The 11,447-nt window shown below is 60.0% G+C and carries 11 protein-coding genes; 2 read left to right on the forward strand and 9 right to left on the reverse strand.

Annotated features, from left to right (window positions below; all coding sequences use genetic code 11):
- Positions 1-61: 61 nt before the first annotated feature.
- From acpP to FEM54_RS01120, 6 genes are all read right to left on the reverse strand, one after another.
- On the reverse strand, positions 62-298 hold the full coding sequence (gene acpP / locus FEM54_RS01095; protein ID WP_016973676.1) for an acyl carrier protein: 237 nt from the start codon (positions 296-298) through the stop codon (positions 62-64).
- 192 nt (positions 299-490) lie between these two features.
- Positions 491-1,234 (reverse strand): 3-oxoacyl-ACP reductase FabG, encoded by a 744-nt coding sequence (gene fabG / locus FEM54_RS01100; protein WP_015885432.1) that lies wholly within the window; start codon positions 1,232-1,234, stop codon positions 491-493.
- A gap of 21 nt (positions 1,235-1,255) precedes the next feature.
- Positions 1,256-2,194 carry an ACP S-malonyltransferase gene (fabD, locus tag FEM54_RS01105; protein ID WP_099548165.1) on the reverse strand — a complete coding sequence of 313 codons (939 nt, stop codon included), beginning with the start codon at positions 2,192-2,194 and terminating at the stop codon, positions 1,256-1,258.
- A gap of 126 nt (positions 2,195-2,320) precedes the next feature.
- Positions 2,321-3,331: a phosphate acyltransferase PlsX gene (plsX, locus tag FEM54_RS01110; protein WP_017138367.1), complete on the reverse strand. Its 1,011-nt coding sequence runs from the start codon at positions 3,329-3,331 to the stop codon at positions 2,321-2,323.
- A gap of 4 nt (positions 3,332-3,335) precedes the next feature.
- Entirely contained in the window at positions 3,336-3,518 is a 183-nt protein-coding gene (rpmF, locus tag FEM54_RS01115; protein WP_004371305.1) for a 50S ribosomal protein L32, read from the reverse strand.
- Between the two features lie 13 nt (positions 3,519-3,531).
- Positions 3,532-4,062: a YceD family protein gene (locus FEM54_RS01120; RefSeq protein WP_005790551.1), complete on the reverse strand. Its 531-nt coding sequence runs from the start codon at positions 4,060-4,062 to the stop codon at positions 3,532-3,534.
- Between the two features lie 105 nt (positions 4,063-4,167).
- Between FEM54_RS01120 and FEM54_RS01125 the strand changes: the two genes are divergently transcribed.
- The gene (locus FEM54_RS01125) at positions 4,168-4,746 is read left to right on the forward strand and encodes a Maf family protein (protein ID WP_138449123.1); all 579 of its coding nucleotides are present in this window, start codon (positions 4,168-4,170) and stop codon (positions 4,744-4,746) included.
- Between the two features lie 133 nt (positions 4,747-4,879).
- On the opposite strand, the gene FEM54_RS01130 is transcribed toward FEM54_RS01125, so the two are convergent.
- From FEM54_RS01130 to rluC, 3 genes are read right to left on the reverse strand one after another with little or no spacing between them, the layout of a single operon-like run.
- The gene (locus FEM54_RS01130) at positions 4,880-5,863 is read right to left on the reverse strand and encodes a S49 family peptidase (protein WP_138449124.1); all 984 of its coding nucleotides are present in this window, start codon (positions 5,861-5,863) and stop codon (positions 4,880-4,882) included.
- 24 nt (positions 5,864-5,887) lie between these two features.
- The gene (locus tag FEM54_RS01135) at positions 5,888-6,547 is read right to left on the reverse strand and encodes an HAD-IA family hydrolase (RefSeq protein WP_138449126.1); all 660 of its coding nucleotides are present in this window, start codon (positions 6,545-6,547) and stop codon (positions 5,888-5,890) included.
- Positions 6,534-7,493: a 23S rRNA pseudouridine(955/2504/2580) synthase RluC gene (gene rluC / locus FEM54_RS01140; RefSeq protein WP_138449127.1), complete on the reverse strand. Its 960-nt coding sequence runs from the start codon at positions 7,491-7,493 to the stop codon at positions 6,534-6,536. Before rluC ends, FEM54_RS01135 begins: the two co-directional genes overlap by 14 nt.
- A gap of 756 nt (positions 7,494-8,249) precedes the next feature.
- Between rluC and rne the strand changes: the two genes are divergently transcribed.
- Positions 8,250-11,426 (forward strand): ribonuclease E, encoded by a 3,177-nt coding sequence (rne, locus tag FEM54_RS01145; RefSeq protein WP_138449129.1) that lies wholly within the window; start codon positions 8,250-8,252, stop codon positions 11,424-11,426.
- Positions 11,427-11,447 lie beyond the last annotated feature (21 nt).

Below are 11,447 nucleotides of genomic sequence, written 5' to 3' on the forward strand. Positions count from 1 at the left end.
AAACCGCACGCCGTTACAGCAGTGCGGTTTTTCCCTGACAGCAAGCGACGACTACAAACTATTACGCCTGGTGGGCAGTAACGTAGTCGATAGCAGCTTGAACAGTAGTGATTTTTTCAGCTTCTTCGTCCGGGATTTCGGTCTCGAATTCCTCTTCCAGAGCCATCACCAGCTCAACGGTGTCAAGGGAATCGGCACCCAGGTCTTCAACGAAGGAAGCGGAGTTGGTCACTTCTTCTTCTTTAACGCCCAGTTGCTCGGCAACGATTTTCTTGACGCGCTCTTCGATGGTGCTCATACCTTGTTTAACTCCTAATGGACAAATTCAGGCAGCTGGCCAGTGGGTAAGTGTATAGAAAGCCTTTTCAGCTTTTCAACTGAAAGCTTCACCCTCGTACCCGACCGACCACCTGCCTATAAATTAAGTTGCAGCTTTATAACGGATTTTAGACAGCTCGTATGACATTTTTTTGAAGCGATCCGTCACAATTTAACTCATGTACATCCCGCCGTTCACCGGGATTGTAGCCCCAGTCACGTATGCCGCACCGTCGGATGCCAGGAAAGTGACCACATTTGCGATCTCTTGAGCCTGGCCCAGACGGCCCAGCGGAATCTGGGTCAGCAAAGCTTCACGCTGAGCTTCCGGCAGTTCGCGGGTCATATCGGTGTCGATGAACCCTGGGGCCACCGAGTTGACCGTAATCGAACGCGAACCGACTTCACGGGCCAATGCACGGCTGAAACCTTCCAGACCGGCCTTGGCCGCGGCATAGTTTACTTGGCCTGCGTTGCCCATGGCACCCACTACGGAGCCAATATTGATAATTCGGCCCCAACGCGCCTTGGTCATGCCGCGCAAAACGCCCTTGGACAGGCGAAACAGACTGTTCAAGTTGGTATCGACCACGTCGTACCACTCGTCGTCTTTCATGCGCATCATCAGGTTGTCACGGGTGATACCGGCGTTGTTCACCAGAATAGCCGGTGCGCCGAACTGTGCAGTGATTTCAGCCAGCACAGCAGCAACAGACTCGTCGCTGGTCACATTCAGCTCAAGACCGGTGCCCTGTACGCCGTTTTCCTTCAAGGTGGCAGCAATACGCTCAGCGCCCGAAGCGGAAGTGGCGGTGCCGATCACAACGGCGCCTTGACGGCCCAGTTCCAGGGCGATCGCCTGGCCAATGCCACGGCTTGCGCCAGTAACCAGTGCAACTTTACCTTGCAGACTCATGCAGGCTTCTCCTAAAGGGTTTCAGGCCAGTGCCGCGCGCGCGGCAGCGAAGGCATCCGGGGTATTGAGGTTGGCAGTCGACACGCCATCGGCGCAGCGCTTGTTCAGGCCGGCCAGGACTTTGCCCGGGCCGCACTCGACCAACTCAGTGGCACCATTGGCAGCCAGGGTCTGTACCGACTCAACCCAGCGTACCGGCTTGTAAAGCTGCTCCAGCAGGTCGCGCTTGAGGGTGTCGAGGTCGGCGGCAACGGCCGCACTGACGTTCTGCACCAGCGGGATCTGCGGCGCTTGCCAATTGATGGCGGCGATGGACTCGGCAAAACGCTCGGCAGCCGGGCGCATCAGCTCGCAGTGGGACGGCACGCTCACCGGCAACGGCAAGGCGCGCTTGGCACCACGGGCCTTGCAGCCTTCAATGGCGCGCTCGACAGCGGCCTTGGCGCCAGCGATGACCACCTGGCCAGGGGAGTTGAAGTTCACCGCGCTGACCACTTCGCCCTGGGCCGCTTCGGCACAGGCTTCGATCACCACAGCGTCGTCCAGGCCGAGGATAGCGGCCATGCCGCCCTGCCCGGCCGGAACAGCTTCTTGCATCAGCTGACCACGACGCTCGACCAGCTTGACCGCTTCAGAGAGGGTCAGGCTGCCGGCGGCCACCAAGGCGCTGTACTCGCCCAGGCTGTGACCGGCGACGTAGGCCGGGCGCGCGCCGCCTTCGGCCAGCCACAAGCGCCACAGGGCGATCGAGGCGGTCAGGATCGCAGGCTGGGTTTTATCGGTTTGATTGAGTTGCTCTTCCGGCCCTTGCTGGGTTAGTGCCCACAGGTCGTAACCCAGGGCATCGGAAGCTTCCTTGAAAGTTTCCAGGATCAGTGGATGTTGCGCGCCCAGCTCGGCCAACATACCGAGGGACTGCGAACCCTGCCCTGGAAAGACGAATGCGAGGGATGTAGACATGTAACAAGCCCCTAATGATCTGGTCGTCAAAAATGCTCGCACCGAAGGTGGGCGCGAACGAAACTGACAGATTGGATGGTCAATTGAACTGGCCGGTCACATTTAAGCACTCCCGGGCCGATTCGCCTAAGGCAACAGATCCTCAAGACGCCCGTGCAAGCGTTGCGGCAGGTTTTCCTGGATCTCGATCAATGCCCGCGCAATCGCACTTTGAAAGCCCTGCACACCTGCAGAGCCGTGGCTTTTTACCACAATGCCCTGCAGCCCCAGAAAACTCGCGCCATTATGCCGTGCCGGTGCCAGGTCGGCCTGCAGGCGGCGCATCAACGGTAACGCCAGCGCGCCGACCATGCGTGAGGCCAGGTTCTGCTTGAACAAGGCCTCGATACGCGTGGCAATCATAGTCGCCAGGCCTTCGCTGGACTTAAGCAGGATATTGCCGACAAAACCGTCGCACACCACTACATCCGCCTCGCCTCGGTACAAGCCGTCACCTTCGACAAAACCGATGTAGTTCAAGCCCCGTGCGCCCTGCAACAAAGTCGCAGCCAGCTTGACCTGCTGATTACCCTTGATGTCCTCGGTGCCGATATTGAGTAACGCCACACGTGGCCGGACCACACCCAACGCCTCAGCGGCCACCGAGCCCATCACCGCGAACTGGAGCAGGTGCTCGGCACTGCAATCGACGTTTGCACCCAGGTCCAGCAGCTGGCAATAGCCTTTCTGCGTCGGAATCGCCGCCACCATCGCTGGCCGATCAATCCCCGGCAGCGTCTTGAGCACATGCCGCGACAACGCCATCAACGCCCCGGTATTGCCGGCACTGACACAGGCTTGCACCTTGCCATCACGCAACAACTCAAGGGCCACCCGCATTGAAGAGTCGGGCTTGCCACGCAAGGCCGCCGCGGGCTTTTCATCCATGCTGATGGTTTCGCTGGCCGCAGTAACTGTCAGGCGCGCGCGATCCACCGCCGGATGGCTGGCAATCAGTTCTTCAAGTAGGGAATGTTGACCGACGAGGGTCAGGTGCAGCGAGGGCGTAGCGGACAGGCTGGCAATGCAGGCCTGAACAATGCTGCGGGGACCGAAGTCCCCGCCCATTGCGTCAATCGCGATGACTTGAGCAGACAAGTGATTACTCGTCAGCGCCCTTGTCGATCACTTTACGGCCACGGTATACGCCTTCTGGCGATACGTGGTGACGCAGGTGAACTTCACCGGTGGTTTTTTCTACGGACAGAGTGCTTGCCGTCAGGGCATCGTGCGAACGACGCATGTCACGGGCAGAGCGGGATTTTTTGTTCTGCTGAACAGCCATAATTGATTAACTCCTAAACGTTTGGGTCACGCTTTAACTGCGCCAATACACTGAACGGGTTGGACCGCGTTACCTCGTCCTCGCTCGGCTCGGCCTCGTCATCAAGGCCCTCCGGCTGCTGGCATTCTTCCGGATGATGAGCAGGCACAATGGGCAAGGCGAGCAAAAGCTCCTCCTCGATCAGTGCATGCAGATCCAAAGGATCTTCGCCCAGTTCCAGCACGTCATAACCTTTCGGCAACGACTGGGTATTCGCACCCTCTTTCACCACAGCATAACTGCATTCGCTGTGGATCGGCAGGGTGACCAGCTCAAGACAACGCTGGCAAACCATTTTGACTTCGGTGTCGATAAAGCTGTGTATTACCACAGACTTACGTTCATCTCGTTCAAAAACGAATTTAGCCTGCACCGTACCGACAGTGTCGGAAAGCGGGTCGCAGAGTCTCTCCAAATCGGCCAGCAGCACTTCACCTTGAAGGGTGGTGCCACGATCAGCCAATTTGCGCGGGTCAACGTGAGGTGGAATCGGGTCATTCAACATAGGCGCAGCATTATAGGGATGCACCCAGCCATGTCAAAGGAAATTCAGCCCTGTGCGTCAGCTGGTCGCCCCGCTAGAATCGGCGGCTGCCTCGAGGAGACACCCATGCTGCCTTTATTACTCGCTTCCAGCTCGGTTTATCGCCGGGAATTGCTGGCCCGCCTGCACCTACCGTTCATCTGCAGCTCGCCGGATATCGACGAAAGCCATCGCGCAAATGAATCGGCCATTGAGCTGGTCAAGCGCCTGGCGCAAGAGAAAGCCCGCGCCCTCGCCGCCAGTCATCCAGGGCACCTGATTATCGGCTCGGATCAGGTGGCCGCGCTCGATGGCCGCATTATCGGCAAACCTCATACCTTTGAAAACGCCCGCGAGCAATTGCTGGCAGCCAGCGGCAAACGCGTGAGTTTTTTAACTGGCCTGGCGCTGCTCAACAGTGAGACGGGCCACTGCCAGGTAGATTGCGTGCCGTTTACCGTGCAGATGCGCGAACTGAATGTAGAACGCATCGAGCGTTATTTGCGTGTGGAACAGCCTTATGACTGCGCAGGCAGCTTCAAGGCCGAAGGGCTGGGTGTGAGCCTGTTTCAGAGTACCGAAGGGCCGGACGCGACCAGCCTGATCGGCCTGCCACTGATTCGACTGGTGGACATGCTCCTGGCTGAAGGCGTGCAAATCCCCTAGGCCCACCCCAAAACCACTGTGGGAGCTGGCTTGCCTGCGATAGCGGTGGGCCAGTCACTTTCAATGTCGACTGACCCGGCGCTATCGCGGGCAAGCCCGCTCCCACATTTTGAACTACCACAAAGCTGATATTTCAGCGCAGCGTCGGGCCCTGGAAGCCCATGTAGTAGGCCAGCTTCTGCGCCACACTGGCGCCGAGTTTCTTGGAGAAGCGATCAAACGGCGATTCCTGAACAGTGAAGTCCACCAGCTCCTTCTCACCAATCACATCGCGCGCCACCGAACTGGCACTGCCCAAGCCATCGATCAAACCCAATGGCAACGCTTGCTCACCGGACCACACCAGGCCGGAGAACAGCTCCGGATGGTCTTTGTCTTTCAGACGATCGCCGCGCCCCTGCTTCACGCTGGCAATGAACTGACGATGGGTGGTGTCGAGCACGCCCTGCCAGAACTGGGTTTCATCGGCCTTTTGTGGCTGGAACGGGTCCAGGAAAGACTTGTGCTCACCCGAGGTGTAGGTGCGACGCTCCACCCCCAACTTCTCCATGGTGCCGACAAAGCCGTAACCGGCCGCTGTCACACCAATGGAACCGACGAGGCTGGCCTTGTCGGCATAGATCTGGTCAGCAGCGCTGGCGATGTAATAGGCACCCGAGGCGCCCAGGTCGGAAATCACCGCGTACAGCTTGATATCCGGGTGCAGCCCGCGCAGGCGGCGAATCTCGTCATACACATAGCCAGACTGCACAGGGCTGCCGCCTGGGCTGTTGATGCGCAGGATCACGCCCTTGACCTTGGGATCTTCGAAGGCTGCACGCAGGCCGCCGACGATATTATCGGCGCTGGCGGACTCCTTATCGGCAATCACCCCGTTCACGTCGATTAAGGCGGTGTAGTTGTTGCCACGGGTGGCGCTTTTTTCCATCTCCATCAGCGGGCTGAACAACGCCAGCATGGCGATAAGCCAGATAAACGTCAGCAGCTTGAAGAAAATCCCCCAACGCCGTGCACGGCGCTGCTCCTGAACACTGGCCAGCAGGGTCTTCTCCAACAACTTCCAGCTTTTATCATCACCGCTTTCGGCCTTTTCGGGCGCTTTCCACTCGTCACTCATGCCATTAACCCCAGCAAAGACTTATCAAGCCCGGCTGAGCCAGGCTTGCAGTTCAGAAAAATGATCAATCGTCAGCCTGGGCTCGTATGCCTGCAAGGCTTCGGCTGCCTGAGCACCGTAGCTGACCGCCACGCTGTCCATGCCAGCATTGCGTGCCATCATCAGGTCGAAGGAAGCGTCACCCACCATCAACGCCTGACGCGGCGCTACGCCGCAATGCGCCAGGATCTGCTCCAGCATCAGAGGGTGAGGTTTGCTGGCGGTTTCATCCGCTGCACGGGTGATACTGAAATAATCTTCAAACCCGTGGGCCTTGAGCACCCGATCCAACCCGCGACGGGCCTTGCCGGTGGCCACGGCCAAGTGATAACCCTCGGCGCGAAACGCTTCCAGGGATTGCCTTACGCCGTCAAACAGCGGCGAAGGCGTGGCCTCCAGCGCGATGTAGTGATCAGCGTAATGATCACGAAAGGTCACCAGTTGCGCATCGCTGATCCGGGGGTACAGGGTACGGATCGCCTCGGGCAGGCCCAGGCCGATAATGCCTTTTACCGCCAGATCAGTGCATAACTCGAAACCCGAACGGGTCGACGCCGCGTGCATTGAGTCGACGATGCGCCCAATGGAATTGCACAGCGTGCCGTCCCAATCAAAAATCAGCAGCTTGTAGTCAGAGTGCGACACTCAAACGCTCCACGGTCTTGGCCCACATCTCATCGACCGGCGCCTGCAACTTCAGCTCGCCGCCATCGGGCAGCGGCACGGTGAGCATATAGGCGTGCAGGAACAGGCGCTTGCCGCCCAGGTCACGAATTTCCCTGGAGAAATCCTCATCGCCGTACTTGGTGTCACCGGCGATGCAGTGGCCCGCGTGCAGGGTGTGCACGCGAATCTGGTGGGTACGCCCGGTCACCGGCTTGGCCTCGACCATAGTGGCGAAGTCACCGAAGCGGCGCAGCACCTTGAACAGGGTCAGGGCTTCTTTGCCCTCCTCGTCCACTTCGACCATGCGCTCGCCGGAGCGCAGGTTGCTCTTCTGCAGCGGCGCACGCACGCTCTTGATGGAGCTGGCCCAGTTACCACGCACCAATGCCATGTAGCGCTTGTCCACGCCATCGCCACGCAAGGCGGTGTGCAGGTGACGCAACATGCTGCGTTTTTTGGCGATCATCAGCAGGCCGGAGGTGTCGCGGTCCAGGCGGTGGACCAGTTCCAGCTCCTTGGCATCGGGTCGCAACTGACGAAAGGCTTCGATCACCCCGAACGTCAGGCCACTGCCGCCGTGAACCGCAATGCCGCAAGGCTTGTTGATCACGATCAGCTTGTTGTCTTCGAAGACAATCGACGCTTCCAGGCGCTGCAACAGGCCCTGGGCCAATGGCACCGGCTCGTCACGCTCAGGCACGCGCACCGGCGGCACACGGACGATATCGCCCGCCTGCAGCTTGTACTCGGGCTTGATCCGGCCTTTGTTCACGCGCACTTCACCTTTACGCAAGATGCGGTAAATCAAGGTCTTGGGCACGCCTTTGAGCCTGGCCAGGAGGAAATTGTCGATGCGTTGGCCGGCATATTCCGGCGAGACCTCGAGCAGCTGGACGCTGGGGGTCTGGGGGGCGGTATTCGTCATGGCGGCGATGATAACAATTTTTTATGGAATTGAAGCACTTAATCATTGCTGCTATAGTCGCGAACGCCGCCAAAAGCGGCCTGGACAGAGGACTTGCGGCAATCTGCCGGCCCTGACCATCGCAATTCATCAGGACGCGAGGCCGTCCTACGGGGCTTTTGCCACCCTGGAAGGCTCAGGATTGTAACAAGCGCAGGTGACATGAGGCCTGAAGCGAGTGCAGAAAGCAGAGTGAATACTCGCGTTCTGCGCCGATATTTACGGCCAGTTCACAAAGTGCAGTCAGTCTTGAGCCAGACCACGGCGAATGCTTCGGAAACAACGCCTGTTAAGAGCTGAGTGAGAGCGCAGTCGCCCACACCTAGTCTTGTTTAGCCATGAGCGTGGACTCCCCATTGGAGTACACGGTAAATGCCAACCCGCTGCGGATTCTGCGCGCGGCAGCACCCGAATTATCAGGGATACGTGTAGGGTGGAGATGCACAACCGTCGGACCGTGTAGCATTAGGCTTATAAGACGCTTCATCTCGTCCACAGTCGCCGGTTGATTCCTCCTCCTGACCTTAGCTTTTGTTGAAGTGGTGCCTTTGTCACCACCGCTAACAAGCAGGACGCGTCCGTCGCGATACCGGCCCAATTGGCTCGTTATTGCTGGACACTGGAGTGGCCAACCACTCTTGACGCACCTGACACCGACCGTGAGAAGTCGTGTGTGCCGAACGCCGTTTCCGGCAGCCCGGAAACCGACGGTACAACATGAAAAGAATGCTGATTAACGCAACTCAACCCGAAGAGTTGCGTGTTGCACTGGTAGATGGCCAACGCCTCTATGACCTGGACATCGAATCCGGTGCACGCGAGCAAAAGAAGGCCAACATCTATAAAGGCCGTATTACTCGCATCGAACCAAGCCTTGAGGCTGCCTTTGTCGATTTCGGCTCCGAGCGCCACGGCTTCCTGCCCCTCAAAGAAATCTCCCGCGAATACTTCAAGAAAGCCCCCGAAGGCCGCGTGAACATCAAGGACGTCCTGAGCGAAGGCCAGGAAGTCATCGTTCAGGTCGAAAAAGAAGAACGTGGCAACAAGGGCGCTGCCCTGACCACCTTCATCTCCCTGGCCGGCCGTTACCTGGTGCTGATGCCGAACAACCCACGTGCCGGCGGCATTTCCCGTCGCATCGAAGGCGAAGAACGCAACGAACTGCGTGAAGCGCTGAACGGCTTGATTGCTCCTGCCGACATGGGCCTGATCGTGCGCACTGCAGGCCTGGGCCGCAGCAGCGAAGAAATGCAGTGGGACCTCGACTACCTGCTGCAACTCTGGACCGCCATCAAAGAAGCCTCCCTGGATCGTTCCGCGCCGTTCCTGATCTATCAGGAAAGCAACGTGATCATCCGCGCCATCCGCGATTACCTGCGCCAGGACATCGGCGAAGTGCTGATCGACAGCGTTGAAGCCCAGGACGAAGCCCTGACCTTCATTCGCCAGGTGATGCCGCAGTACGCCAGCAAGATCAAGCTGTACGAAGACAGCGTTCCGCTGTTCAACCGTTTCCAGATCGAAAGCCAGATCGAGACCGCCTTCCAGCGCGTGGTCGAACTGCCTTCCGGCGGCTCCATCGTGATCGACCCGACCGAAGCCCTGGTGTCCATCGACATCAACTCGGCGCGCGCCACCAAAGGCAGCGACATCGAAGAAACCGCCCTGCAGACCAACCTGGAAGCGGCTGAAGAAATCGCCCGCCAGTTGCGCCTGCGTGACATCGGCGGCCTGATCGTGATCGACTTCATCGACATGACCCCGGCCAAGAACCAGCGCGCCGTGGAAGAAAAAGTCCGCGAATGCCTGGAAGCTGACCGTGCCCGCGTACAGGTCGGCCGTATCTCGCGCTTCGGCCTGCTGGAAATGTCCCGTCAGCGCCTGCGTCCCTCCCTGGGCGAGAGCAGCGGCATCGTCTGCCCGCGTTGCAACGGCACCGGCATCATCCGTGACGTTGAATCGCTGTCGCTGGCGATCCTGCGCCTGATCGAAGAAGAAGCCCTGAAAGACCGCACCGCCGAAGTTCGCGCGCAAGTGCCGATCCCGGTGGCCGCTTTCCTGCTTAACGAAAAACGCAACTCGATCACCAAGATCGAACTGCGCACCCGTGCCCGCATCGTCATCCTGCCGAACGATCACCTCGAGACGCCGCACTTCGAAGTGCAACGCCTGCGTGATGACAGCCCGGAAGCCCACAGCGGCCAGTCCAGCTACGAAATCGCTGCTGCCGCTGCCGAAGTGGAAGAAGTCCAGCCAGCCGCCGCGACCCGCACCCTGGTTCGCCAGGAAGCGGCCGTTAAGACCGCACCGGCACGTGCCAACGCTCCGGTACCGACCGAAGTGGCTGCACCGGTTGCCGCGCCGGCCGCCATGCCTGAGCCAAGCCTGTTCAAAGGCCTGGTGAAGTCACTGGTCAGCCTGTTCGCCAGTAAAGAAGAGCCTGCTGCGGCGGTTGTGGTTGAAAAACCGGCCACCGAACGCCCGGCCCGCAACGAAGAACGTCGCAACGGCCGTCAACAGAGCCGTAACCGCAACGGTCGCCGTGACGAAGAGCGCAAGCCCCGCGAAGAACGTGCACCGCGTGAAGAACGCGCACCACGTGAAGAGCGTGCACCTCGCGAAGCCCGTGAAGAGACCCCGACTGTAGCCCGTGAAGAACGTGCACCGCGCGAAGAGCGCGCGCCACGTACTCCGCGCGCCCCACGTGAAGACCGCAAGCCACGTGGCGAGCGTGAAGAACGTGTGCGTGAACTGCGCGAGCCGCTGGACGCCGCACCAGCGGTAGCTGCCGTCGCTGCCGAAGCCGCCAGCGAAGAACGCCCGGCTCGCCAGCCGCGTGAAGAACGCGCCCCACGTGAAGAGCGCCAGCCGCGCCCACCGCGTGAAGAGCGTCAACCACGTGCCGAGCAAGCCGCTGCCACCAGCGAAGAAGAAGTGCTGACCGGTGAAGAGCAACTGCAGGAAGACGGTCAGGACAACGCCGAAGGCGATCGTCCACGCCGCCGCTCACGTGGCCAGCGTCGCCGCAGCAACCGTCGTGAGCGTCAGCGTGATGCCAACGGCAATGTGATCGAAGGCTCGGAAGATACCGGCGAGAACGGCGAAGCTGCAACCGCAGAACCGACGGGCGCCGAACTGGCTGCCGGCCTGGCTGTGACCGCCGCAGTTGCCAGCACCGTGATCAGTGCACCGGCTGAAGCCCAGGCGCATGAGCAAGCTGAACGCGCTACCGCTGCTGTTGAAGAAACGGCTGCTGCAGAAGCATCGGTTGCCGAGACGCCAGCGGTTGAAGCGCCGGTTGTTGAAGCGCCAGTCGTCGAAGCCACTGCCCCGATCGAAGCCCCAGTGGTTCCGGAAGTGGAAGTTGCCTCGCCAGTGCGCGACGTTCAACCAGAAGTCGAAGTGACTGCTGTCGAGCCTGCACCGGTAGTCGAGCCTCAGCCAGTGGTTGAAGCCGTCGTTGAAGCGCCGGTTGTCGAGGACGCCGCCCCGGCAGTGCGTGAAGTTCGCGAAGAACAGACCGCTTTCCAGTGGACTGCCGAGCCAGCTGCACCGGTTGAAGCGCCAGCACCTGCCCCTGTGGTGGAAGAAGCGCCTGCACCGATTGCCGAAGTGGTTGCCGAGCCCGCCCCAGTGGTTGAGCCTGCACCCGTGATTGAAGCGCCAGTGGTTGCCGAAGTCGCAGCGCCCGTGGTTGAAGCCGCGCCTGCCAGCGCCCTGACCGAAAACGGCCGTGCGCCGAACGACCCACGTGAAGTGCGTCGTCGCCGCAAGGAAGCTGAAGCCGCCGCTGCTGCAGCCGCTGCCGCACCGGCTGCCGAAGCGATCGAGGCTCCAGCCCCGGTTGAGCACAAGGCCTTGGAAACAGAGCACGAGCCTAAACCCCTCGTCTGATTCCATCCGCCACTAAAAAGC

Origin of the sequence: Pseudomonas edaphica (assembly GCF_005863185.1) — a bacterium.
GTDB classification, from domain to species: Bacteria; Pseudomonadota; Gammaproteobacteria; order Pseudomonadales; family Pseudomonadaceae; genus Aquipseudomonas; species Aquipseudomonas edaphica.

What these genes read in the sequence shown, in the direction of transcription:
- acpP (WP_016973676.1), bottom strand. Translation starts at nt 298, where the DNA reads ATGAGCACCATCGAAGAGCGCGTCAAGAAAATCGTTGCCGAGCAACTG.
- fabG (WP_015885432.1), bottom strand. Translation starts at nt 1,234, where the DNA reads ATGAGTCTGCAAGGTAAAGTTGCACTGGTTACTGGCGCAAGCCGTGGC.
- fabD (WP_099548165.1), bottom strand. Translation starts at nt 2,194, where the DNA reads ATGTCTACATCCCTCGCATTCGTCTTTCCAGGGCAGGGTTCGCAGTCC.
- rpmF (WP_004371305.1), bottom strand. Translation starts at nt 3,518, where the DNA reads ATGGCTGTTCAGCAGAACAAAAAATCCCGCTCTGCCCGTGACATGCGT.
- FEM54_RS01120 (WP_005790551.1), bottom strand. Translation starts at nt 4,062, where the DNA reads ATGTTGAATGACCCGATTCCACCTCACGTTGACCCGCGCAAATTGGCT.
- FEM54_RS01125 (WP_138449123.1), top strand. Translation starts at nt 4,168, where the DNA reads ATGCTGCCTTTATTACTCGCTTCCAGCTCGGTTTATCGCCGGGAATTG.
- FEM54_RS01130 (WP_138449124.1), bottom strand. Translation starts at nt 5,863, where the DNA reads ATGAGTGACGAGTGGAAAGCGCCCGAAAAGGCCGAAAGCGGTGATGAT.
- rluC (WP_138449127.1), bottom strand. Translation starts at nt 7,493, where the DNA reads ATGACGAATACCGCCCCCCAGACCCCCAGCGTCCAGCTGCTCGAGGTC.
- rne (WP_138449129.1), top strand. Translation starts at nt 8,250, where the DNA reads ATGAAAAGAATGCTGATTAACGCAACTCAACCCGAAGAGTTGCGTGTT.